Raw genomic sequence first — 24,642 nt, forward strand, 5'->3', positions numbered from 1 at the left:
ATTCGGAGGCGACAAAGCCGCCCGTTCCGCCAGTTTAGAACCCGTCGTCATGCTATGATTCAATATTCGTTGATCTGTCAACAGTTGCGCAATCAAAAAATGGCTGTCCATACCGCTGCACATCACTCGAGCGGGCAAGTCCTGCCGTTCCGGGAATCGCTGATGGCGATGCTCGGCATCTCGTTCGTCACCATGCTGGTCGCGCTCGACCAGACCGTCGTCGGCACCGCGCTGCCCACCATCGTCGCGGAACTCAAGGGGTTTGAGCTTTACGCGTGGGTCGCGACGTCGTATCTGCTGACGTCTGTGATCACCGTGCCGATTTTCGGGCGTCTCGGCGATTATTACGGGCGCAAACCGTTCGTGATCGCATCGATCGTCGTGTTCACCGGCGCTTCCGTGCTGTGCGGCATGGCGAATTCCATGTTGTTCCTTGTCCTCGCGCGCGGATTGCAGGGCATCGGCGGCGGCATGCTGGTCGGCACCGCGTTCGCGTGCATTGCCGATCTGTTTCCCGATTCCGTCGTGCGGCTGCGCTGGCAGGTGCTGATGAGTTCGGCGTTCGGCATTGCGAACGCCGTCGGGCCGTCGCTGGGCGGCTTTCTCACGCAGTATTACGGCTGGCGCTCGGTGTTCTACGTCAATCTGCCGGTCGGCCTCGTGTCGCTGTTTTTCGTGTGGCGCTTCCTGCCCCATCTGCGCCACATCGAGCATGAGACGAAAATGCGGCTCGACTGGCCCGGTGCATTGCTGATCGCCGTGGCGCTCGGCAGCCTGCAACTGTTCGTCGAGCTGTTGCCGAAGCACGGCATCAGCGGCGTCGCGCCGCTCCTGCTGGCGGTCAGCCTGGTGTCGGGATGGGCGTTGTTGAAGTGGGAGAAACACTTCGCGCAGCCGATTCTTCCACTCGACATGTTCCGCAACCGCAGCCTCTCCGCGCTGTTCACGCTTTCCGTGCTGGGCGGCTTCACCATGTTTTCGCTGCTGTTCTATGCACCGCTGCTGTTTCAGGGCGGCTTCGGGCTGTCGCCGAAGGAAGCGGGGCTCGTCATTACGCCGCTCGTCGTGTTCATCACGATCGGCAGCATTGCGAATGGCCGGCTCGTGTCGCGGATGCGCAATCCGAATCTGATGCTCTACGCGGGCTTCACGCTGCTGGCGATCGCGTGCCTGGGCGTGGTGGTCGCGACGCGCGGCATGCCTCGCTCGATCCTGATGACGTTCATGATTCTCGGCGGCATGGGTCTCGGTTTCGTGATGCCGAACCTGACGATCTTCGCGCAGCAGACGGCCGGCCGCGAGCACCTCGGTATCGCGACGGCGCTGCTGCAATCGCTGCGGATGATCGGCGGCATGCTCGGGACGGCGCTGACCGGCACGTTCGTGAGCCACATGTATGCGAGCGGCGTGCGCACCGCGCTGGAAAACGATCACGCGACGCAGTGGTTCGACGATCTCGGCGACCCGCAGATCCTGATCAATCACGAAGCGCAGGCGACGCTGCTAAGCCAGTTGGCCCACGCCGGTCACAACGGCGCGCTGCTGCTCGAAGCGGCGCGCGAATCGCTCGTTTCGGCGATTCACATCGGCCTCGCCGTGGCGGCGGCAATTGCCGTCGTCTCGGTGTGGCAGAGTCGCCGCGTGCCGCCCATCAAGCTTGTCCGTCATGCCGAACCGGTGATTCACGTCGACTGACGACCCGAGCGCTGCCCTATCGATAAATCATGGAAGAACAGGATCGCATCGCCATCGTCCAGCAGTTCGGACGCACGTACCGGACGTTCATGTCGGCGTTCGAGGCGCACGTCGGCCATCCGATGCCGCGCTGGCGCATTCTGCTCGCGCTCTACAGTCAGGCGGGCGAGTCTTCGCAGAAGCGGCTGGTCGAGCAGCTGCTGGTCGATCCGGGCGCACTGACGCGGCAACTCAAGACGCTCGAAGGCATGGGCTGGATCGCGCGCAGCATGGACGCGCGCGACAACCGCGTGACGAACGTGAAGCTGACGCCGGTGGGGCGCGCTGCGATCGAAGCCAGCATGCCGCGACGCAATACGTTTCTTCACGAGACGATCGCGACGCTGCCGGACGACGCGCTCGCCGCGCTGTCGGGCGCGCTGTCGATGCTGGAAGCGCGCATCGGCGAAGTGGCCGCGACGGCGCCTGCCGAGCCTGTGTAAGGCCACGCAACACCGCGTTTCGCGAACGCCGCCCGAACGTAAAAACGCCGACGAAAGTGTCGGCGTTTTTACGTGTGCGACGCGCGGAACGCGAGACTCAGAAGAACGTCTCGATCACCTCGGTCACGCGATACGACGGATCGACGACCAGCAACTGGCGCCACTTGTCGAACGTCAGGCACGGGTGCGAGATATCGAACGCGATCATGTCGCCGACCTTGATATCCGCGTTCATCGGAATGCGCAGATACGCGTGCTGGTCCATCAGCCCGAAGATTTCCCACTTTTCATCTTTCGCGATCGTGCGCGGCGCTTTGGTGCCCGGACGATAGTGCTTCGCGGGTTCCGGCATGCCGGCATCGAACGCGGAATCGCGCTTGCCGAGACCGATGATCGCGCGATCCGGTTCCGGGATCGACTGCACGTACGCCCACAGCTGCAGCGCCGGCAACAGGTCTTCGCCCATTTTCTTCGCAACCGGATTGCGCGCGAAGATATCGTTCTGCGCCTTCTTGTAGATGCCGACGTCGTGCGTCAGATAGCAGCCCGGACGCAGCACGATTTCGATCTGTCCTTCGGCGGACGCTTTCGCGAATTCTTCCGCCACCACGTCGTACCACGCCGAACCCGCGCCCGACAGGATGGCCGGCGCGCGCGCGAAGCGGCCTTCGCTCGAGAGCGTCTGCGTGATCTCGACCGCGCTGCGCAGGAATTCGCGAACCTGGCCTTCGTCCTGCAACACGCCTTCATACAGTTCGACGCCCGCGAGCTTCAGCGAATCCGGATAGCGCGCGATCGCCTCGAGCACCGCGTTGCGCTGGCCGGGGCTGCGCACGCCGGTGCGTCCGCCCGGCACGCCCAGTTCGAGCAGCACGTTCAGCTGCTTGCGCACCGAGCCGAAGAACTTGCCGAGCTGCTCGACGCCTTCTGCCGAATCGACGATGCAGAAGAATTCGAATTCCGGATCGCTCAGCAGCTCCGCGATCATCATCATGTTGCGGCGGCCGACCAGCTGGTTCGCCATCAGCACGCGCTGCACACCGCCGTGATACGCCGCGCGCACCTGATGCGCGGTGGCGAGCGTGATGCCCCATGCACCGGTTTCCAGCTGGCGACGGAAGAGTTGCGGCGCCATCGTCGTCTTGCCGTGAGGCGCGAGCTTCACGCCGTATTCCGCGACGAACGCCTGCATCCACTTCAGGTTGTGCGCGATGCGGTCCGCGTAGAGCACGGCCGCCGGCAGGCTGACGTCCTCATCCAGCAGATTCCACTCAAGGCGCGCGGCGTCCGTCAGCTGGATACTGGCGCCCGGAACCATGCCCAAGCCCTTGCTATAAGGATCAATCGTCGCGCCCTGATAGTTTGTAACTTTCATGTACTCCTGCTCCATCGTCCAGTTAAATTGATGCCGGGTTGACAGCCATATCTTAGCGAAAGTAGCATGGTAGAAGAAATGTTATTTAGTACCATGCATGGTTTCGTATACGACAAACGTGCTAAGTCGAACGATACCCCTTGCCGCGCCGCGTTCCCACCGTTTTCCATGAATTCGACCGCTGAGACGCTCACTTTCGACATTGTCGCTCGCATCGCCGGGCACGCGCCCGAATTGCGTTCGGCCGAGCGCAAGGTCGCCGCGCTGATTCTCGACGACCTGACGGGCGCATCGCGCGCGAGCATCGGTGCGCTGGCGCAGCAGGCGGGCGTCAGTATCGCGACGGTGACGCGTTTTGCAAAGACCGTGGGTTGCCGCGACGTGCGCGAACTGAAACTGCGGCTCGCGCAGGCCGCCGCCGTCGGGCAGCGGTTTCTGCGGGCGAGTGCGGCTGCGGACGCGCCTGAGCCGCTTGCCACGCGCATTTTCGACGAACTCCAGACCACGCTTGCTCACAACCACCAGTTGTTGCGCGAGGCGCCGCTCGCCGATGCCGCAACCGTGCTGCGCGGCGCGCGGATGATCTACGTGTTCGGCATGGGCGGCGGCTCGACCGCGCTTGCCGACGAGATGCGGTTCCGGCTGGTGCGGCTGGGCCGCCCGGTCGCGACGTATCAGGATGGACTGCTGCAGCGTATGGTGGCGAGTACCGTGTCGCGCGATTGCGTCGTGGTTGCGCTGTCGGCGAGCGGGCGCGTGCCGGAGATGGTCGAAAACTGCCGGATCGCGCGCGACTACGGCGCGACCGTGATCGCGCTGACCGCGCCCGCCTCGCCGCTCGCGAAGCTGGCCGACTGGGTGATTCCGATCGTCGCGTTCGAGACGGATTTCATCTACAAGCCGTCGTCGTCACGTTACGCGATGATGATGGCGCTGGACGTGCTCGTCACGGAGCTTGCCGTCAGCCTCGGCGACGAGAGCCGCGAGTTGCTGCGTCGCATGAAACACGCGCTCGACGCCCATCGCGGTGGCGGCGAACGACAACCGCTAGGAGATTGATCCATGCATTCGCATCCCGAAGCCGCCGATACGCTGATTGTCGGCGCGCAGCTTTACGACGGCACGGGCGTGCCGCCGGTCGAGCGTGACGTCGCGGTGCGCGACGGCCGGATTGTCGCGATCGGCAACCTGTCGAACTGGCTCGCCGAAGACGTCGTCGAGGCGAACGGCCGCGCGCTGGCGCCCGGTTTCATCGACGTCCACACGCACGACGACACGCACGTGATCCGCTCGCCGCAGATGTTGCCGAAGATCACGCAGGGCGTGACGACGGTGATCGTCGGGAACTGCGGGATCAGTGCTTCGCCGGTGGCATTGAAGGGCGATCCGCCTGATCCGATGAACCTGCTCGGCGAGCGCGACGCGTTCAGGTATCCGACGTTCGCCGCCTACATCGAGGCGGTCAACGCGGCGCGGCCGGCGGTCAACGTGGGCGCGCTGATCGGCCATACGGCGCTGCGCAACAACCAGATGGACCGGCTGGACCGCGCGGCGACGGCGCGGGAAATCGAAGGCATGGTGGCGCAGCTCGAAGAGGCGCTCGCGAACGGTGCGCTGGGTTTGAGCAGCGGCCTTGCGTACGGCTCGGCATTTTCCGCGCCGACAGAAGAGGTGATGGCGCTGGCCGAGCCGCTCGCCGCGGCGGGCGCGTTGTACACGACGCACATGCGCACCGAGTTCGACGCGATTCTCGATGCGATGGACGAGGCGTATCGGGTCGGGCGTCATGCGCGCGTGCCGGTGATCATTTCGCATCTGAAGTGCGCGGGGCCGTCGAACTGGGGGCGCAGCGCCGAGGTGCTCGGCTCGCTGGAGGGGGCGCGCCGTTTGCAGCCGATTGGCTGCGACTGCTATCCATACAACCGCAGTTCGTCGACGCTCGATGTAAAGCAGGTGACCGGCGACATCGACATCACGATCACCTGGTCGGAGCCGCATCCCGAGATGGCGGGCAAGCTCGTGAAGGAGATTGCCGCCGAATGGGGCGTGACGCAGCAGGAGGCGGGCAAGCGGTTGCAGCCGGCGGGCGCGGTGTATCACAACATGTCGGAGGACGACGTGCGGCGCATCCTGTCGCATCCGGCAACGATGGTCGGGTCGGACGGATTGCCGAACGATCCGTTGCCGCATCCGCGGTTGTGGGGCGCGTTTCCGCGTGTGCTTGGGCACTACGCGCGCGACACGGGTTTGATTGCGCTGGAAGAGGCGGTGCGCAAGATGACCAGTTTGTCGGCGCGGCGGTTTGGTCTTGTGCAGCGGGGTGAGGTGCATGTGGGCTATCACGCCGATCTGGTGCTGTTCGACCCGGCGCGAGTACGTGATGCGGCGACGTTCGAGAAGCCGCAGCAGGCCGCCGACGGTATCGACGCGGTGTGGGTGAACGGTGTGTTGTCGTATCGCGACGGGCAGCCGACTGGCGAGCGGGCAGGGCATTTTGTTGCACGCGGCGCGGCGTCGAAGGGTGATGCGGCGGGCGGGTTCTGATTTCTGGTTTTTTTGTTTGTTAATTTTTATGGTGTGGCTGGTTGGTCTGGCTTCGCCGGTTTTGATTGAGGAGTGATGTGATGAAGCGTTATGGCGTGGAAGGTGGAAAGGGTACTGGCGGGCAGCATATGCCTTTTGCTCGCGCGGTCGAAGCGGATGGCTGGCTGTTTGTTTCCGGGCAGACGCCGATGGAGAACGGCGAGGTGATCAACGGTGGCATCGTTGAGCAATCGCACAAGGCGATTCAGAATGTTTTTGCCATTCTGAAGGAAGCTGGATATGGGGCGGAGCATGTGGTGCGGTGTGGTGTGTGGCTCGATGATCCGCGTGATTTTGCTTCTTTCAACAAGGTGTTTCGGGAGTACTTTGGTGAGAATCCGCCTGCGCGAGCCTGTGTTGTGTCCAGCATGGTGATCGATTGCCGGGTGGAAGTGGATTGTGTCGCTTATAAGGCGCCTGGCGGCTAGGGGTTGGGGTTTTCTTTGGCCTTTCCTTGTTTTGCTTTCGGTCTGTTTGGGCTGCCCCTTTGGCGGGGCGGCGTTTTTTTGTTGTTCTGGGTTTTTGGCCTTTCCTTGCATTCATGTCGGTCTATTAGCGTCGCCCCTGTGCGGGGCGGCACCTACTTTTCTTTGTCTTCCAAAGAAAAGTAGGCAAAAGAAAGGCGCTCCGAAAACTTACCTTTTCCAGGTGCGTCATCGTTGGCGAATGGCACCCCGTGAGGTGTCGCTCTCGCGCTCGATGCCGCGCTGGTCCGCGCACGATCTGATCTCCCGCACAGCACCGCCCGTGACACAGGGCTCATTCATCCCACTCCGCACTACGTGCGTCGCGGAGTGCCCGCTCAATGGTGCCGTCATCAGGGACCGAAGATCACCGATTGAGATCGAGGACGCGATTGCGATTGCGAGTGCAGGTGCGAGTGCGAGTGCGAGTGCGGACGCGACTTCGACTTCGATTACCGACGCCAACGCCAACGCCAACGCCAACGCCAACGCCAACGCCAACGCCAACGCCAACGCCAACGCCAACGCCAATGCCAATGCCAATGCCAATGCCAATGCCAATGCCAATGCCAATGCCAATGCCAATGTGGGTGTAGGTGTAGGTGTCCGCGCGAATGCGCGGGAGGGGTTATGCCGGTCGGCGATGCGCGTAGCGCGGAGTCGGGTGGATGACGGCTTTGTCACGGACGCTGAATGCGCGCGGGACGGAATCGTGTGGGGACCAAAGGCGGGTGAAGTGCGGGGGCGACACTTCATGGGTTGCCATTCCCCAACGATGACGCGCCTGGAAAAGGTGAGTTTTCGGAGCGCCTTTCTTTTGCCTACTTTTCTTTGGAAGACAAAGAAAAGTAGGTGCCGCCCCGCACAGGGGCGACGCTAATAGACCGACATGAACGCAAGGAAAGGCCAAAGAAACATCAGGCCAGAAAACGAAAAACCCGAAATGCCGCCCTGCACAGGGGCAACGCTAATAGACCGACGTGAATTCAAGGAAAGGCCAAAAAGCCAGAACAACAAAAAACCCCAGCTTCGGCACGAAAAAACCAGAATGCCGCCCCGCCAAAGGGGCCAAAAAGCCAGAACAACAAAAAAACAAAAAAATCACTGCCGCGCGGTACGCAAATTATCCGGCATAGGCAGATTAAAATTAGTCCGGAACGGATTGATATCCAGCCCTCCGCGCCGCGTATAGCGCGCATAAACCGCCAGTTTGACAGGCCGGCAGGCCCTCATCACATCGACAAAAATCCGCTCGACGCATTGCTCATGAAACCCGGTGTGGTTACGGTAGGAAATGATGTACCGCAACAACCCCGCATGATCGATCTGCGGACCGACATAATGAATCTGCACGCTTCCCCAATCCGGCTGCCCGGTCACAGGGCAATTCGACTTCAACAGATTAGAGAACAACGTCTCCTCAACAGGCGCCTCATCTAAAGCCGCAGTCAAAAACGAAGGCTCCGGATGGTACACAGACGCATCAAGATCCAGCCGGTCCAGCGACAACCCCTCGAACTCCTCCAGCGCAAGCTTGCCAAACTCGGCCGGCGGCGCAAGATGCAACGAAACCGAAGCGCCACTCGCAGCCGACACATCCCGCCTGATCGTCTCGCGCACGACATCGATCGACTCGAACGCCGTGTGCGCAAACGAGCCAAGGTAAAGCTTGAACGACTTCGACTCGACAATATTCGGCGAATCCGCCGGAATAAAAAACGTCGCCACCGCGATCTGCGGCTTGCCCCGCGGGTTCAGCCACGAAAGCTCATACGCATTCCAGATGTCCGTGCCAAAGAACGGCAACCGCGCGCCAATGCCGATCGTCTCGCGCGCAGCGCTACGCTCGATCGGAAAGAGCAGCGATGCGTCGTACTGTTCCGTATAGGAAGAAGGTTTGCCAAGCGGCGATTGTTCAGGTGTCATGATGCGTTCACGATGCCACTCACGACGTGCCCGGTCGCCGTAACCACGCGGGCCGATTCGCAATGGCGAATTTGGTCGTCGAAGAAAAAGTCCGGCTCGAACTCGCGCAGGAATTCCCCCTTGTCGAGCCCACCGAGGAACATCGCTTCGTCGATTTCGATGTTCCATTGCATCAGCGTCCGGATCGCGCGCTCATGCGCGGGCGCGGAGCGCGCCGTCACCAGCGCGGTACGGATGCGCATCGGCGCACTCTGCGTCGGCGCGGCCTCGTCAGCAAGTTTCTGCAGGCGATGCAGCGCGCCCAGTAGCGGCTTGAGCGGCCCGTCCGCGAGCGGCAGATCCTTCTTGTCCGTCTCGTGGCCGATAAACGCGCCCAGACCCTCCCTCTGAAACACGCGCTCGGCTTCGTCGGAAAACAGCACGGCGTCGCCGTCGAAGGCAATGCGAATCTCGTCCGGATGCCTGCTCGCCATTTTCGCCGATTCCGGCAGCACGCGCGCAGCCGGAAATCCGGCCGCCAGTGCGTCGCGCACGTCGTCCTGATTCGCCGAGAGAAAGAGCGATGCATTCAGCGGCTTCAGGTAGCCAAACGGCGCCCGCCCGCGCGTGAACACGCCGCGCTCGATCGCAAGGCCATGCTCGCGACACGAACTGAACGCGCGCAACCCGCTGATCGGATCGCTGCGCGACAGGATCACGACCTCCACCCGATGCGCGCCGGTGTTCAGCGCCAGCAACTTGCGAATCAGCGGAAACGCGACGCCCGGCGGCGCCGGCACGTTCAGGCGCTCGCGCTGCAACGCTTCGTAAGCCTGCAGGTCGCCGGCTTCGTAGACGCGGTTCTCTTCCTCGAAGTCGAACAGCGCCCGCGATGAAATCGCCACGACCAGCTTGTCCTCGAGCGAAAAAGCCATATGCGTCGACGTCCGGTGCCGTCAGGAAAGGAACAGCCGGTAAACCGGATTCGTGCTTTCTTCCCAGTATGGATAACCCAGCGAACCGAGGAAGCGCGCGAATTCTCCGTTCTCCGCGCCCGGCACCTGGATGCCGACGAGGATCGAACTGTAATCGGCGCCCTGATTGCGGTAGTGAAAGAGGCTGATGTTCCAGTTCGGCGCCATCGACGACAGGAACTTCATCAGCGCGCCCGGCCGCTCGGGAAACTCGAAGCGGAACAGGCGTTCGTCGTGGGCAAGCGGCGAGCGGCCGCCCACCATGTAACGGATGTGCTGCTTCGAGAGTTCGTCGTGCGTCAGGTCGACGGTCGCGAAACCGTGTTCCTCGAACGCCGTCGCGATCTCGGCCGATTCACCACGGTCCCTGATCTGCACGCCGACAAAGATGTGCGCCGAACTGGCATCCGCAATCCGGTAGTTGAACTCGGTGACGCTGCGCGTGCCGACCAGTTCGCAAAAGCGTTTGAAGCTGCCGCGCTCCTCGGGAATCGTGACGGCAAACACCGCCTCGCGCGCCTCGCCCACCTCGGCGCGCTCCGCGACGAAGCGCATCCGGTCGAAATTCATGTTGGCGCCGGACGTGATCGCGACCAGCGTCTGCCCTTCGATGCCCTCGCGTTCCGCGTACTGCTTCGCGCCCGCCACCGCGAGCGCGCCCGCCGGTTCCAGCACGCTGCGCGTGTCCTGGAAGACATCCTTGATGGCGGCGCACAGCGCGTCGGTGTTCACGACCAGCACGTCGTCGAGATACTCGCTGCACAGGCGGAACGTCTCCTCGCCCACCAGCTTCACCGCCGTGCCATCGGAGAACAGGCCGACCTCGCTCAGCGTGACACGCGCTTTCGCCTTCAGCGATTCGGCCATCGCGCACGAATCCTCGGTCTGCACGCCGATCACCTTGATCTCGGGGCGCACCGCCTTGACGTAGGCCGCAACGCCCGCCGCAAGGCCGCCGCCGCCGATCGGCACGAAGATCGCGTGCAGCGGCCCCTGGTGCTGGCGCAGGATCTCCATCGCGACCGTGCCCTGGCCGGCGATCACATACGGATCGTCGAACGGATGCACGAACGTGAGCTCGCGTTCGGCCTGGAGCTTCGTGGCGTACACGTAGGCGTCGCTAAACGATTCGCCGAACTGCACGACTTCGACGGTCGGGCCGCCGTGAGCGCGCACCGCGTCGACCTTCACCTGAGGCGTCGTGACCGGCACCACGATGATCGCCTTCACGCCAAGCCGCGCCGCGGACAGCGCCACGCCCTGCGCGTGATTGCCCGCCGACGCCGTGATGACGCCGCGCTCCAGCGCGTCGGCCGGCAGGTTCACCATCTTGTTGTACGCACCACGCAGCTTGAACGAGAAAACCGGCTGATTGTCCTCGCGCTTCAGATAAATCGGGTTGCGCAGCCGTGCCGACAGATTCGGCGCACGTTCGAGCTCGGTCTCGCGGGCCACGTCGTAGACGCGCGCGGTCAGGGTTTTCTTCAGATAGTCGTGGGAAGCCATGCGGGTGGCGCGCAACGCGCTTTGCGGGACGGGAAAGGGCTAATGATAGCGCCAACCGTCGTCAGGCTGGCCCCGGACGCGTGAGCGTCGACCATCTGGCCAGGACGCAGGCCACGTCGCACGACGTCGGTGAGCGCCCCATCTGCGTGGCATCGCCGATTGCGGCGGACCCATCCCCTGTCTGTCGCCCGACCCGCGCGAGCGTCGGGCGGCGTGCCTGTGTACGAAACGGATCGTCCATCGGCGGGGCAGAGGCGTGAAACACCCGTCGAAGCCTTATTCCGCCTCCGGCGCGCGCATGCATCATGCGTTAGAATCCCATTTTGGAACAAGGATCGGAAGATGCACTGGCAGCCCCGGATCGACCATTTGATGCCCGTACCGCGTGAGTCTCGTCCCGCGGCGCAGCGGCACGTCCGGCATGCACGATCGTGTAGCTGCTAGCGCTGTGAGGCCGTCGACGTGATTTCCCGTCGTCCGGGCTTCACCCAACAGAAAGATTTCCAGAATTGCGCCCCACGCGCACTGTCAGCCGGCCCCTTCGTCTGAAGCGGGCTTCGCTGACCCACCGAGTCGTCCGAATATGAACGCACCTCAAGTTTTCGATCCGCACGGTGCCGCCGCCGCGGTAGCCGTCGACCTCGAACCGCGCCTGCGCGAAATCCCCTATAACTACACGTCGTTCTCCGATCGCGAAATCGTCATCCGCCTGCTGGGCGACGAAGCCTGGGCGGCGCTCGCCGAACTGCGCGCCGAGCGCCGCACCGGCCGTTCGGCACGGATGCTGTACGAAGTACTCGGCGACATCTGGGTCGTGCGCCGCAATCCGTATCTGCAGGACGACCTGCTCGACAACCCGAAGCGCCGCGCGCAGCTGATCGAAGCGCTGAACCATCGTCTGACCGAAATCGAGAAGCGCCGTAAAGCCGACCTGATCGAACACGGCGACGAAGCGGGCATCGACCGCGCGGCGCGCGTCGAAACGCTGGTCGCCGCCGCGCGCCGCGCCGTCGCCGATTTCGCGAGCGAGTTCGACAAAACCGCCGACCTGCGCAAGCGTGCGACCAAGGTGCTGGGCCGCCAGACGCAGAAGGACAACATCCGCTTCGATGGCCTGTCGCGCGTGTCGCACGTCACCGATGCGACCGACTGGCGCGTCGAATACCCGTTCGTCGTCCTGACGCCGGATAGCGAAGCCGAAATCGCCGGCCTCATCAAGGCGTGCTTCGAACTCGGTCTGACCGTGATCCCGCGAGGCGGCGGCACGGGCTACACGGGCGGCGCGGTGCCGCTCACGCCGTTCTCGGCCGTCATCAACACCGAAAAGCTCGAAGAACTCGGAGCGGTCGAGATGACCGAGTTGCCCGGCGTTGACCGGCGCGTCGCGACGATCTTCTCGGGCGCGGGCGTCGTCACGCGTCGCGTGACCGAAGCCGCCGAGCAGGCGGGCTTCGTGTTCGCGGTCGACCCGACGTCGCTCGACGCATCGTGCATCGGCGGCAACGTCGCGATGAACGCGGGCGGCAAGAAGGCGGTGCTGTGGGGCACGGCGCTCGACAACCTCGCCTGGTGGCGCATGGTCGACCCGGAAGGCAACTGGCTCGAAGTCACGCGTCTTGACCACAATATGGGCAAGATCCACGACATCGCGGTCGCGCGTTTCGAGCTGAAGTGGTTCGACGGCGAATACGCGCCGGGCGAAAAGCTGCTGCGCACCGAGTCGCTCGACATCGAAGGCCGGCGCTTTCGCAAGGAAGGGCTCGGCAAGGACGTCACCGACAAATTCCTGGCCGGTCTGCCCGGCATCCAGAAGGAAGGTTGCGACGGCCTGATCACGTCGGCGCGCTGGGTGCTGCACAAGATGCCCGCGAATACGCGCACCGTCTGCCTCGAATTTTTCGGCCAGGCGCGCGAGGCGATTCCGAGCATCGTCGAAATCAAGGATTACCTGTTCGAGACGTCGAAGAAGGGCGGCGCGATTCTCGCGGGCCTCGAACACCTCGACGAGCGCTATCTGCGCGCGGTCGGCTACGCGACGAAGAGCAAGCGCAACGCGTTTCCGAAGATGGTGCTGATCGGCGACATCGTCGGCGATGACGCCGATGCGGTCGCGCACGCCACGTCGGAAGTCGTGCGGATGGCCAACAGCAAGAGCGGCGAAGGGTTTGTCGCCGTGAGCGCCGAAGCGCGCAAGCGCTTCTGGCTCGACCGCAGCCGCACGGCCGCGATCGCGAAGCACACGAACGCGTTCAAGATCAACGAAGACGTCGTGATTCCGCTCAACCGGATGGGCGAGTACACGGACGGCATCGAGCGCATCAACATCGAGCTGTCGATCAAGAACAAGCTGCAACTGATCGACGCGCTCGAAGCGTTCTTCAACGCCGGCAAGCTGCCGCTCGGCAAGAGCGACGACGCGAACGAAATCCCGAGCGCCGAGCTGCTCGAAGACCGCGTGCAGCAGGCGCTGGATCTGCTGAAACACGTGCGGGCGCGCTGGGAATTCCTGCGCGACAAGCTCGACCTGTCGCTGCGCGAGGCGCAGCACTACATGGTGCAGCTCGGCTACGCAGGTCTCGCGGAGAAATTCGCGGACCGTGTCGATGCGCAACCGGACGCCACCGTTTTCCACGTGACGCAGGACCGCACGGTGCGCGTGTCGTGGAAGAACGAGATTCGCGCGGAACTGCGCCAGATTTTCGCGGGCGGCGAGTTCAAGCCGATCCTCGACGAAGCGCAGGCCATCCACAAGCGGGTGCTGCGCGGCCGCGTGTTCGTCGCGCTGCACATGCACGCGGGCGACGGCAACGTTCACACGAATATTCCGGTCAATTCCGATAACTACGAGATGCTGCAGGACGCCCACACGGCGGTCGCGCGCATCATGAAGCTCGCGCGTTCGCTCGACGGCGTGATTTCCGGCGAGCACGGCATCGGCATCACGAAGCTCGAATTTCTGACCGAAGACGAAATCGGCGAATTCCGCGCGTACAAGCAGCGCGTCGATCCGCATGGCCGCTTCAACGCGGGCAAGCTGCTCGAAGGCGCTGACCTGCGCAACGCGTACACGCCGAGCTTCGGCCTGATGGGCTATGAATCGCTGATCATGCAGCAGTCCGACATCGGCGCGATCGCCGATTCGGTGAAGGACTGCCTGCGCTGCGGCAAGTGCAAGCCGGTGTGTGCGACGCACGTGCCGCGCGCGAACCTGCTGTACAGCCCGCGCAACAAGATTCTTGCTACGTCCTTGCTGGTCGAGGCGTTCCTGTACGAAGAGCAGACGCGCCGTGGCGTGTCGATCAAGCACTGGGACGAGTTCAACGACGTCGCCGATCACTGCACGGTCTGTCACAAGTGCGTGACGCCGTGTCCGGTGAAGATCGACTTCGGCGACGTGACGATGAACATGCGCAACCTGCTGCGCAAGATGGGCAAGAAGAAGTTCAACCCGGGCAACGCGGCCGGCATGTTCTTCCTCAACGCAACGAATCCGCAGACCATCAACCTCGCGCGCACCGCGATGATGGGCATCGGCTACAAGGCGCAGCGCCTCGGCAACGACGTGCTGAAGAAGTTCGCGAAGAAGCAGACGGCGCACCCGCCGGCGACGGTCGGCAAGCCGCCGGCCGTGCAGCAGGTGATCCACTTCATGAACAAGAAGATGCCGGGCAATCTGCCGAAGAAAACGGCCCGCGCGCTGCTCGACATCGAAGACAACAAGATCGTGCCGATTATCCGCAACCCGAAGACGACCACCGCGGATTCGGAGGCGGTGTTCTACTTCCCGGGCTGCGGCTCGGAGCGTCTCTTCTCGCAGGTTGGCCTCGCGACGCAGGCGATGCTGTGGGAAGCGGGCGTGCAAACGGTCTTGCCGCCGGGTTACCTGTGCTGCGGCTATCCGCAGCGCGGCGCGGGCCAGTACGACAAGGCCGAGAAGATCGTCACCGACAACCGCGTGCTGTTCCATCGCGTCGCGAACACGCTGAACTATCTCGACATCAAGACCGTGGTGGTGTCGTGCGGCACGTGTTACGACCAGCTCGCGGGCTACGAATTCGAGAAAATCTTCCCGGGTTGCCGGATCATCGACATCCACGAATTCCTGCTTGAAAAGGGCATGAAACTCGAAGGCGTCAGCGGCACGCGCTACATGTATCACGACCCGTGTCACACGCCGATCAAGACGATGGACCCGGTAAAGCTCGTCAATGAACTGATGGGCTCCGAACACGACGGCTACAGGATCGAGAAGAACGATCGCTGCTGCGGCGAATCGGGCACGCTCGCCGTGACGCGTCCGGATATCTCGACGCAGGTCCGCTTCCGCAAGGAAGAGGAGATGCGCAAGGGCGCGGCGAAGCTGCGTGCGATTCCGCTAGTCGGCGAGGCGGGGGCGAACGCGCTCAATCCGGCGGGTGCAGCGGGTGCGGCCGAAGGTTCAGTGCTGAAGGTCGGCAGCGGCCCGCAGCCGGGCAAGGCGCCGGACGTGAAGATTCTCACCAGCTGCCCGTCGTGCCTGCAGGGCCTGTCCCGCTATAACGAGGATTCGGGCACGGAAGCGGATTACATCGTCGTCGAAATGGCGCGTCTCGTGCTGGGCGAAGACTGGATGGCCGACTACGTGCAACGGGCGAACAATGGCGGAATCGAGCGCGTGCTGGTCTAATGACACGGCTGACATATCCGTTCGAGGAAGATGATGGATTGTGTATTTTGCCGTGAGGAAGGCGGCGACGTGCTGTGGCAGAACGATACGCTGCGTGTCGTTCTCGCCGATGAACACGATTACCCGGGCTTTTGCCGGGTGATCTGGAACGCGCATGTCGCCGAGTTTTCCGATTTGTCTGAAGAAGAGCGCGGTCGCGTGATGCGCGCGGTCTACGCGGTCGAGCGCGCGATACGCCGCGTCATGCAACCGGTGAAGGTGAATCTCGCGAGTCTTGGCAACCAGGTGCCGCACGTGCACTGGCATGTGATTCCGCGCTTTTCCAACGACGCGCATTTTCCGCTGCCTATCTGGGCGCCGCGCCAGCGGACGGTGTCGGAGGCGCTGCTGTCGCAGCGCCGCGCGCAGGCCACGCTGCTGCGCGAAGCGGTGCGCAACGAAATCGAACAGGCTCTCGCCTGAGGTCATCATGAGCGGACTGACTCCTGACACGCTGGTTCCGACCGGCGTGGTCGTTCACGCGAAATCGCGCGTGCTCGAACTCCAGTACGGCGACGGCAACAGCTACCGCGTACCGTTCGAGCTGCTGCGCGTGTTTTCACCTTCGGCGGAAGTGCGCGGGCACGGTCCGGGTCAGGAAACGCTGCAAACCGGCAAGCGTGACGTGTCGATCGTATCGATCGAAGGCGTCGGCAATTATGCGCTGCAGCCGACGTTCTCCGACGGCCATTCGACCGGCCTTTACTCGTGGGATTTGCTGTACGACATCGCGATCCGCCAGGACGAACTGTGGCGTGAGTACCTCGGCAAGCTCGAAGCGGCGGGCGTCGACCGCGACGCGCCGATGGACGCGGCGGGCGCCGCCCACGGCCACGGGCACGGACATTGCCACTGACTGGGTCGTCCGCTGGTACGATGCGGCCTGCGCGCCGGATCGTGCGGCGCAACATTTCAGAATACGCGAAAGGACAAGCGCGATGAACAAAACCCACTTCGGCTTCCAGACAGTCGACGAACAGGAAAAAGCGAAGAAGGTGGCGGGTGTGTTCCACTCGGTCGCCACCAACTACGACCTGATGAACGACCTGATGTCGGGCGGGCTGCATCGCGCGTGGAAGATGTTCACGATCGCCCAGGCGAACGTGCGCCCGGGCTTCAAGGTGCTCGATATCGCGGGCGGGACGGGCGATCTTTCGAAGGCGTTCGCGAAGCAGGCGGGCGCGACGGGCGAGGTCTGGCACACGGACATCAACGAATCGATGCTGCGCGTGGGCCGCGACCGTCTGATCGACAAGGGCGTGATCACGCCGGCGCTGTTGTGCGACGCCGAAAAAATCCCCTTTCCGGACAACTACTTCGACGTGGTCACAGTCGCCTTCGGGTTGCGCAACATGACGCACAAGGACGTGGCGCTGGCCGAAATGCGCCGCGTGCTGAAGCCGGCCGGGCGGCTGCTCGTGCTGGAGTTCTCGAAAGTCTGGGATCCGCTGAAGAAAGCCTACGATGTCTATTCGTTCAAGGTGCTGCCGTGGCTCGGCGACCGTTTTGCGAAAGACGCCGAAAGCTATCGGTACCTCGCCGAATCGATCCGCATGCATCCGGATCAGGAAACCTTGAAAACAATGATGGAACAAGCTGGCCTCGATGCCGTCAAATATTACAATTTGTCAGCTGGTGTGGTAGCTTTACATGTGGGGACGAAATACTAGCGTCCTAATCCATTGTTTTTTAAGGAATGTGAAAAATGTCTGATTCCGTTGTGTTAGCTTCCCGTAAGAAATCGGGTTCCTGGGCGAGGCGAATCGGACTGCTGGCGATGGTCGGTCTGATCATGGCTGGCACGCTCGCCTCGCTCGACGCCGAGGCGCGTCGCATGGGCGGCGGGCGTAGCTTCGGCCGCCAGTCGAACACCATGCAGCGTTCCACCACGCCGCCGCCGGCGCAGCCCGCACAACCCACGCAGCAATCGGCGCAAGGCGCCCAGGCGCAGCGCGCGCAGCCGGCCCCCGGTGCCACGCCGGCGCCGAACCGTTCGCGCTGGCTTGGCCCGATCGCGGGTCTCGCCGCCGGTCTCGGTATCGCCGCGCTGCTGTCGCACTTTGGCCTTGGCGAGGCGTTTGCCGGCGCGATGGCGAACTTCATCATCATCGCGTTGATCGCGATGGTGGCCATCTGGCTGATCCGCAAGTTCATCGGACGCAGGCGTGACGCCGGTACGCCGGCCTACGCGGGCGGCGCCGGTTCGCCGACGTTGAACGCAGGCGGTACCGGCTATTCGACGCGGGAGCCGGCCTATACGGCGCCGCCGTCGGGCCCGTATTCCGCGCCGCTGGGCGGTCCGTCGGATACGCCGGCAATCGGCGCCGCGCCTTCGGTGCCGGCGAACTTCGACACGGAAGCGTTCCTGCGCAACGCGAAGGTGTACTTCGTGCGACTGCAGGCCGCGTGGGACGTCGGCAACATGGAAGACATCCGCGAATTCACGACGCCGGAAATGTTCGCCGAGGTGAAGGTGGATCTCTCCTCGCGCGGCGCGGAAGCCAACCAGACGGACGTCGTGCAACTGAACGCGGATCTGCTGGGCGTCGAGGACCGCGGCAGCGAGTATCTGGCGAGCGTGCGTTTCTCAGGCCTGATTCGCGAGTCGGCGGGCGCTTCGGCCGAGCCGTTCGTGGAAATCTGGAACCTGTCGAAGTCGACGCACGCCAACGAAGGCTGGCTGCTCGCCGGCATCCAGCAGGTCGCGCAGCATTGATCCTGAAGGCCGGGCACGCCGCGCAGGCACCCGGTCGCTGATTCACTGGCCGTCTGACTGGCCGTTCGGCATAGACAGTCCGCAAGCCAACGGACGTTACAATAGGAACCCGCGCTGGCAGATCGCCGGCGCGGGTTTTTTCTTTCCACTTCCGATGACCCTCGCCGCCAAGCCCTTCGCTGCTGCCGTCAACCATCTGCTCGCCCGCGAATCGTGGGCACGCGAGCGCCTCGCTCCCTACGCCGGCAAGACCGCCCGGCTCACCTGCTCACCTGTCACGCTGATACTGCTCGTCGGGCCGGACGGCTATCTGTCCGCGGTCGACGAATCCGTCACGCAGCAGTTCGACGTCGTGGTGTTCGTACCGTCGGACGCGCTGCCTGCGTTCGTGCAGGGCGGTCAGGCCGCGGTCATGAAGCACGTGAAGATCGAGGGCGACGCCGAGTTCGCCACGGTGATCGCGAAGCTCGCCGAGCATCTGCGCTGGGAGCCGGAAGAAGATCTGGCGAAGCTGATCGGCGACGGCCCGGCGGTGCGCGTCGCGACCCTGGTGCGTTCGGCGCACGGGCAGGCGCTGCGCACGGGCCGCAATCTGCTCGATTCGGTCGCGGAATATCTGCTCGACGAAAAGCCGCAACTGGTGCGGCGCGCGGCGCTGGAGGACTTCAACGCCGAACTCGCCCGCGCGCGCGATGCGCTGGCGCGCGTCGAAAAGCGCGTCGAACGTCTTGAACACAAGGTTGAAGCCCGTGACGCCGATGCGTCGGGCGGAGCCGCCACTTCGCGCGGCACGCGCTAGTCACCGGGCTCTACGATGCGTTTTCTGCGCTTTCTAAAAATATTCTTTACCGTCATCCGTTTTGGTCTCGACGAAATGATGTTGAGCCGCGTCAACGACCGGCGCGTGCGTCTGCTGCTGCGTATCACCACGATCGGCCGCAAGTTCGAGCAACCGCCGGGCGTGCGTCTTCGTCTGGCGCTCGAAAGCCTCGGGCCGATCTTCGTGAAGTTCGGTCAGGTATTGTCCACGCGGCGCGATCTGCTCCCCGTCGATATCGCCAACGAGCTCGCGAAACTCCAGGACCAGGTGCCGCCGTTTGATTCGGATGTCGCGATCGCGATTGTCGAAAAATCGCTGGGCGCGCCGGTCGGCGTGCTGTTCGACGACTTCGAACGGGTGCCGGTGGCGAGCGCGTCGATCGCGCAGGTGCATTTCGCGAAGGTGAAGACCGGCCAGCACGCGGGCAAGCCGGTCGCGGTCAAGGTGCTGCGGCCGAACATGCTGCCCGTGATCGATTCCGACCTCGCGCTGATGCGCGACCTCGCCGTGTGGGCCGAGCGCCTGTGGGCGGACGGCAAGCGCCTGAAACCGCGCGAGGTGGTCGGCGAATTCGACAAATACCTGCACGACGAACTCGACCTGATGCGCGAGGCCGCGAACGGCAGCCAGCTGCGCCGCAATTTCGCCGGGCTGGATTTGCTGCTCGTGCCCGAGATGTACTGGGAATTCTGCACACCCAATGTGCTCGTGATGGAACGGATGGTCGGTGTACCGATCAGCCAGGTGGAAACGCTGCGCGCCGCGGGCGTCGACATTCCGAAGCTGGCGCGCGAAGGGGTCGAGATATTCTTCACCCAGGTGTTCCGCGACGGCTTTTTTCACGCCGACATGCATCCGGGCAACATCCAGGTGAGCCTCGATCCGAGGCACTTCGGGCGCTATATCGCGCTCGATTTCGGCATCGTCGGCGCGCTGTCGGACTTCGATAAAAACTACCTCGCGCAGAACTTTCTCGCGTTCTTCAAGCGCGACTACCATCGCGTCGCGACGCTGCATCTGGAGTCGGGCTGGGTGCCGAAAACGACCCGCGTCGAAGAACTCGAAAGCGCGATTCGCGCGGTATGCGAACCCTACTTCGATCGCGCGCTGAAGGATATTTCGCTCGGTCAGGTGTTGCTGCGTCTGTTCTCGACGTCGCGGCGCTTTAACGTCGAGATCCAGCCGCAGCTCGTGCTGCTGCAAAAGACGATGCTGAACGTCGAGGGTCTCGGCCGCTCGCTCGATCCCGAACTTGATCTGTGGAAAACGGCAAAGCCGTATCTCGAACGCTGGATGAACGAGCAGATCGGGCTGTCCGGATGGTACGAGCGGCTCAAGATCGAAGCGCCGCAGTGGAGCAAGACGCTGCCGCAACTGCCGCGCCTGATCCATCACGCGCTGGCGTCGCGTCACGACGCCCAGCACGGCCAGCCACACGACGACGTCATGCGCATGATCCTGCTGGAGCAGAAGCGGACCAACCGGCTGTTGCAGGGGCTGCTGATGTTCGGCGTTGCCGCGGGCGTGGGCGCGGTGCTCGCGCGGGTCTGGGTGGCCATGTTGTATGGCGGGTGATCGTTGCCTGATCTTAGCCTGACCGGGAGATATCGATGAGCGCTGATTCAAACCGTCCGAAGCCGCCCGCCGACGCGCGCCAGACCGCGCCGGAATTCGCCTCGCGCGATCCGGATTCGCCTGCGTTCTGGGACGAGCGCTTCGAGCGCGGTTTCATGCCGTGGGATCAGGCGGGCGTGCCGCCGGCGTTCAAGGCATTCGCCGCGCGACATACGGAGGGCGCGGTGCTGATTCCCGGCTGCGGCAGCGCATGGGAAGCACTGGCGCTCGCGCAGGCTGGGCGCCAGGTGCGCGCCATCGATTTTTCGCCGAACGCGGTCGTCACCGCGCGCGAGCGGTTGGGCGCTTACGCGCCGGTCGTCGAACAGGCGGATTTCTTCGCGTATGAGCCGCCGTTCGCGCCAGCCTGGATTTACGAGCGTGCCTTTCTCTGCGCACTGCCGAAAGCCCGCTGGGGCGATTATGCGCAGCGGATGGCCGCGTTGCTGCCGGCAGGGGCGTTGCTCGCCGGCTTTTACTTTCTCGGCGCGACGCCGAAAGGGCCGCCGTTCGGCATCGAGCGTGGAGAACTGGACGCGTTGCTGGCCCCGCATTTCGAACTGATCGAAGACGAGGCCGTCGCGGATTCAATACCTATATTCGCCGGGCGTGAACGCTGGATGACATGGCGTCGCCGGGGTGTTGCGGCAGCTTGATCCAGGCCGCAACGCCCCCATTTAGTCCGGCGGCGGCTCTGTCCGCCGCAGGCCCCGATTTCCGGGGTGGCAAACCGTTTGCGGCTATAATTCAAGGCTTTGCAGGCGTTTACAGGATTTTCGCAGGGAATAAAGATCATGCCGATCTACGCTTATCGTTGTGAATCATGCGGCTTTGGGAAGGACGTGCTTCAGAAGATGAGCGACGCCCCGTTGACGCAATGTCCGGAATGCAGCAAGGACACGTTCCGCAAACAGGTTACGGCCGCGGGCTTCCAGCTGAAGGGCTCGGGCTGGTACGTCACCGACTTTCGAGGTGGCTCGGGCGGTGCGAATGCAGCCGCGAAGCCCGCTGCCGGTGAAAACGGCGCTGCCGAACCAGCGAAGGCCGATAGTGGCAAGAGCGATGCGGGTGCGTCATCCGCTGGCACGGACAGCGCGAAAGCCGCGCCGGCCGCACCGGCTGCCGCAGCGCCCGCATCGGGTTCGAGCGCGGACAGCGCATAGCAGCATCGCAGCCCGCAAGGGCGACAAGCACACCGCGGCGGATCGATACCGCGCGGTTCACTGGCGGTATACATGACGACGAAAAAGACGACGCTCAAATCGGTGTTCCTGACCGGCCTGCTGGTGCTGGTGCCGCTCGCCATCACCTTGTGGGTGCTCGGTCTGATCATCGGCACGATGGATCAGACGCTGCTGTTGCTGCCGGAATCATGGCAGCCGGAGCGCGCGCTCGGGTTCCGCCTGCCGGGGCTCGGCGCGGTGCTGACGCTCGCCTTCATTTTTATCGTCGGACTATTGACGCAGAACTTCATCGGGCAGACGCTCGTGAAGTGGTGGGAAGTCGTCGTGCGTCATATTCCGGTGGTCGGTCCGATCTATACCAGCGTGAAGCAGGTGTCGGACACGCTGCTTTCCAGCAGCGGCAACGCGTTTCGCAAGGCGCTGCTGATCGAGTATCCGCGCAAGGGTTCCTACACGATCGCGTTTCTGACGGGCATTCCCGGCGGCGACGTGGTCAACCACCTGAAGGAAGAGCACGTGAGCGTGTACGTGCCCACGACGCCGAATCCGACGTCCGGCTTCTTCCTGATGGTGCCGAAGAGCGAGGTCGTCGAACTCGATATGACGGTCGACGCCGCGCTCAAATACATCGTTTCGATGGGCGTCGTGGCGCCGTCCGTGCCCGTGCAGCCGGCGCCGGTGCGCCGCGCGACCACCATCGAACCTCCGCTGTAATGCCGGAGCGCGTCGCTAGCCGGCGCGCACCGTTCGATCAATGCAAAACGAAAGACAAACATCATGTCGATGAGATCTGAATACTGCGGTCTGGTGACCGAACACCTGCTGGGCCAAACCGTGTCGCTGTGCGGCTGGGTGAGCCGTCGTCGCGACCACGGCGGCGTCATCTTCATCGACCTGCGCGACCGCGAAGGCCTCGTTCAGGTCGTCTGCGATCCGGATCGCGCGGAGATGTTCAAGATCGCCGAAGGCGTGCGCAACGAGTTCTGCGTGCGCGTGCAGGGGGTTGTCCGCAACCGTCCGGAAGGCACGGTGAACGCCGGCCTGAAGAGCGGCAAGATCGAAGTGCTGTGCCACGAGCTGACCGTGCTGAATGCGTCGGTCACGCCGCCGTTCCAGCTCGACGACGACAACCTGTCGGAAACCACGCGCCTCACGCATCGCGTGCTCGACCTGCGCCGTCCGCAGATGCAGCACAACCTGCGTCTGCGCTATCGCGTGGCGATGGAAGTGCGCAAATATCTCGACGCGCAGGGCTTCATCGACATCGAAACGCCGATGCTCACCAAGAGCACGCCGGAAGGCGCGCGCGATTACCTCGTGCCGTCGCGCACGAACCCGGGCCAGTTCTTCGCGCTACCGCAGTCGCCGCAGCTCTTCAAGCAGTTGCTGATGGTGGCGAACTTCGACCGCTACTACCAGATCGTCAAGTGCTTCCGCGACGAAGACCTGCGCGCCGACCGTCAGCCGGAATTCACGCAGATCGACTGCGAAACCTCGTTCCTCACCGAACAGGAAATCCGCGACCTGTTCGAGGCGATGATCCGTCACGTGTTCAAGGAAACGATCGGCGTCCAGCTCGACGAGAAATTCCCGGTCATGCTGTATTCGGAAGCCATGCGCCGTTTCGGTTCGGACAAGCCGGACCTGCGCGTGAAGCTCGAATTCACCGACCTGACCGATGTCATGAAGGACGTCGACTTCAAGGTGTTCAGCACGCCGGCCAACACGAAGGACGGCCGCGTTGCGGCGCTGCGCGTGCCGAAGGGCGGCGAACTTACGCGCGGCGACATCGACAGCTACACGGAATTCGTGCGCATCTACGGCGCGAAGGGTCTCGCGTGGGTCAAGGTCAACGAAGTCGCGAAGGGCCGTGACGGCCTGCAAAGCCCGATCGTCAAGAACCTGCACGACGCATCGATCGCGGCGATCCTCGAGCGCACCGGCGCGCAGGACGGCGACATCATTTTCTTCGCGGCAGACCGCGCGAAGGTGGTGAACGACAGCCTCGGCGCGCTGCGCCTGAAGATCGGCCATTCGGAATTCGGCAAGGCGAACGGTCTCGTCGAGGACGGCTGGAAGCCGCTGTGGGTGATCGACTTCCCGATGTTCGAGTACGACGAGGAAGAAGCGCGCCACGTCGCCGCTCACCATCCGTTCACGAGCCCGAAGGACGAGCACCTGGAATATCTGGAAACGGACCCGGGTCGTTGCCTCGCGAAGGCCTACGACATGGTGCTGAACGGCTGGGAAATCGGTGGCGGTTCGGTGCGTATCTATCAGGAAGAAGTGCAGAGCAAGGTGTTCCGCGCGCTCAAGATCAGCGCCGAGGAAGCCCGTGCGAAGTTCGGCTTCCTGCTCGACGCGCTGCAGTACGGCGCGCCGCCGCATGGCGGTATCGCGTTCGGTCTCGACCGCATCGTTACGATGATGGCGCGTGCCGATTCGATCCGCGATGTGATCGCGTTCCCGAAGACGCAACGCGCGCAATGTCTGCTCACGCAGGCACCGAGCGAAGTGGACGAGCGCCAGCTGCGCGAACTTCACATCCGTCTGCGCCAGCCGGAACCGAAGGTTCAATAAGCGTTCTCCGAACGTCCGAACCGGCTTCAACTGCATCAG

The 24,642-nt window shown here is 63.4% G+C and carries 21 protein-coding genes; 17 read left to right on the forward strand and 4 right to left on the reverse strand.

All coding sequences use genetic code 11. The features are described 5' to 3' along the window. Positions 1-99 precede the first annotated feature (99 nt). Positions 100-1,695 carry an MDR family MFS transporter gene (locus BLV45_RS01295; protein ID WP_090530925.1) on the forward strand — a complete coding sequence of 532 codons (1,596 nt, stop codon included), beginning with the start codon at positions 100-102 and terminating at the stop codon, positions 1,693-1,695. 29 nt (positions 1,696-1,724) lie between these two features. Beyond that, positions 1,725-2,177, forward strand: a complete 453-nt coding sequence (locus tag BLV45_RS01300) for a MarR family winged helix-turn-helix transcriptional regulator (RefSeq protein ID WP_090527847.1) — start codon at positions 1,725-1,727, stop codon at positions 2,175-2,177. A 97-nt stretch (positions 2,178-2,274) separates the two neighbouring features. Here the strand turns inward: BLV45_RS01300 and BLV45_RS01305 are convergent, their stop codons facing one another. Continuing rightward, the gene (locus BLV45_RS01305; RefSeq protein WP_090527850.1) at positions 2,275-3,552 is read right to left on the reverse strand and encodes an amino acid deaminase; all 1,278 of its coding nucleotides are present in this window, start codon (positions 3,550-3,552) and stop codon (positions 2,275-2,277) included. Positions 3,553-3,720: 168 nt separating this feature from the next. Here BLV45_RS01305 and BLV45_RS01310 point away from each other — a divergent pair, with 168 nt between their 5' ends. The 4 genes from BLV45_RS01310 (at position 3,721) to BLV45_RS27380 (ending at position 7,479) form a co-directional block, all read left to right on the forward strand. After that, positions 3,721-4,611, forward strand: coding sequence for a MurR/RpiR family transcriptional regulator (locus BLV45_RS01310; protein ID WP_090527851.1), 891 nt, complete (start codon positions 3,721-3,723; stop codon positions 4,609-4,611). 3 nt (positions 4,612-4,614) lie between these two features. Continuing rightward, a complete protein-coding gene (locus BLV45_RS01315; protein WP_090527854.1) occupies positions 4,615-6,096 on the forward strand; it encodes an N-acyl-D-amino-acid deacylase family protein in 1,482 nt (493 codons plus the stop codon). A gap of 80 nt (positions 6,097-6,176) precedes the next feature. Further along, positions 6,177-6,563 (forward strand): RidA family protein, encoded by a 387-nt coding sequence (locus tag BLV45_RS01320; protein WP_090527857.1) that lies wholly within the window; start codon positions 6,177-6,179, stop codon positions 6,561-6,563. A gap of 253 nt (positions 6,564-6,816) precedes the next feature. Continuing rightward, the gene (locus BLV45_RS27380; RefSeq protein ID WP_176954048.1) at positions 6,817-7,479 is read left to right on the forward strand and encodes a hypothetical protein; all 663 of its coding nucleotides are present in this window, start codon (positions 6,817-6,819) and stop codon (positions 7,477-7,479) included. A gap of 221 nt (positions 7,480-7,700) precedes the next feature. Here the strand turns inward: BLV45_RS27380 and queF are convergent, their stop codons facing one another. From queF to ilvA, 3 genes are read right to left on the reverse strand one after another with little or no spacing between them, the layout of a single operon-like run. Continuing rightward, positions 7,701-8,525, reverse strand: a complete 825-nt coding sequence (gene queF / locus BLV45_RS01330) for an NADPH-dependent 7-cyano-7-deazaguanine reductase QueF (RefSeq protein ID WP_090527863.1) — start codon at positions 8,523-8,525, stop codon at positions 7,701-7,703. After that, positions 8,522-9,439 (reverse strand): 5'-nucleotidase, encoded by a 918-nt coding sequence (locus BLV45_RS01335; RefSeq protein WP_090527866.1) that lies wholly within the window; start codon positions 9,437-9,439, stop codon positions 8,522-8,524. The genes queF and BLV45_RS01335 overlap by 4 nt, the downstream gene beginning before the upstream one ends. Before the next feature lie 21 nt (positions 9,440-9,460). Further along, complete coding sequence (gene ilvA, locus BLV45_RS01340) at positions 9,461-10,984, reverse strand: threonine ammonia-lyase, biosynthetic (protein ID WP_090527869.1); 1,524 nt, start codon at positions 10,982-10,984, stop codon at positions 9,461-9,463. A 583-nt stretch (positions 10,985-11,567) separates the two neighbouring features. Between ilvA and BLV45_RS01350 the strand changes: the two genes are divergently transcribed. The 11 genes from BLV45_RS01350 to aspS all read left to right on the forward strand — a co-directional run bounded on the left by BLV45_RS01350 (position 11,568) and on the right by aspS (position 24,603). Next, complete coding sequence (locus BLV45_RS01350) at positions 11,568-15,650, forward strand: DUF3683 domain-containing protein (protein WP_090527871.1); 4,083 nt, start codon at positions 11,568-11,570, stop codon at positions 15,648-15,650. Between the two features lie 33 nt (positions 15,651-15,683). Further along, a complete protein-coding gene (locus BLV45_RS01355; protein WP_090527875.1) occupies positions 15,684-16,112 on the forward strand; it encodes an HIT family protein in 429 nt (142 codons plus the stop codon). A gap of 7 nt (positions 16,113-16,119) precedes the next feature. Further along, the gene (locus tag BLV45_RS01360) at positions 16,120-16,545 is read left to right on the forward strand and encodes a gamma-butyrobetaine hydroxylase-like domain-containing protein (RefSeq protein WP_090527878.1); all 426 of its coding nucleotides are present in this window, start codon (positions 16,120-16,122) and stop codon (positions 16,543-16,545) included. An 82-nt stretch (positions 16,546-16,627) separates the two neighbouring features. Then, entirely contained in the window at positions 16,628-17,359 is a 732-nt protein-coding gene (ubiE, locus tag BLV45_RS01365) for a bifunctional demethylmenaquinone methyltransferase/2-methoxy-6-polyprenyl-1,4-benzoquinol methylase UbiE (RefSeq protein ID WP_090527881.1), read from the forward strand. A gap of 35 nt (positions 17,360-17,394) precedes the next feature. Then, entirely contained in the window at positions 17,395-18,405 is a 1,011-nt protein-coding gene (locus tag BLV45_RS01370) for a Tim44 domain-containing protein (RefSeq protein WP_090527884.1), read from the forward strand. 154 nt (positions 18,406-18,559) lie between these two features. After that, positions 18,560-19,204 (forward strand): ubiquinone biosynthesis accessory factor UbiJ, encoded by a 645-nt coding sequence (locus tag BLV45_RS01375; protein ID WP_090527886.1) that lies wholly within the window; start codon positions 18,560-18,562, stop codon positions 19,202-19,204. A 15-nt stretch (positions 19,205-19,219) separates the two neighbouring features. After that, positions 19,220-20,800, forward strand: a complete 1,581-nt coding sequence (gene ubiB / locus BLV45_RS01380) for a ubiquinone biosynthesis regulatory protein kinase UbiB (protein WP_090527889.1) — start codon at positions 19,220-19,222, stop codon at positions 20,798-20,800. A 35-nt stretch (positions 20,801-20,835) separates the two neighbouring features. Further along, on the forward strand, positions 20,836-21,495 hold the full coding sequence (locus BLV45_RS01385; RefSeq protein WP_090527891.1) for a methyltransferase domain-containing protein: 660 nt from the start codon (positions 20,836-20,838) through the stop codon (positions 21,493-21,495). A 138-nt stretch (positions 21,496-21,633) separates the two neighbouring features. Further along, entirely contained in the window at positions 21,634-22,002 is a 369-nt protein-coding gene (locus BLV45_RS01390; RefSeq protein ID WP_090527896.1) for an FmdB family zinc ribbon protein, read from the forward strand. Between the two features lie 72 nt (positions 22,003-22,074). Beyond that, positions 22,075-22,737, forward strand: a complete 663-nt coding sequence (locus BLV45_RS01395) for a DUF502 domain-containing protein (protein WP_090527898.1) — start codon at positions 22,075-22,077, stop codon at positions 22,735-22,737. 63 nt (positions 22,738-22,800) lie between these two features. Then, entirely contained in the window at positions 22,801-24,603 is a 1,803-nt protein-coding gene (gene aspS, locus BLV45_RS01400) for an aspartate--tRNA ligase (protein ID WP_090527901.1), read from the forward strand. The last annotated feature ends 39 nt before the right edge of the window (positions 24,604-24,642 follow it).

This window comes from Paraburkholderia sartisoli (genome assembly GCF_900107685.1).
GTDB lineage: Bacteria > Pseudomonadota > Gammaproteobacteria > Burkholderiales > Burkholderiaceae > Paraburkholderia > Paraburkholderia sartisoli.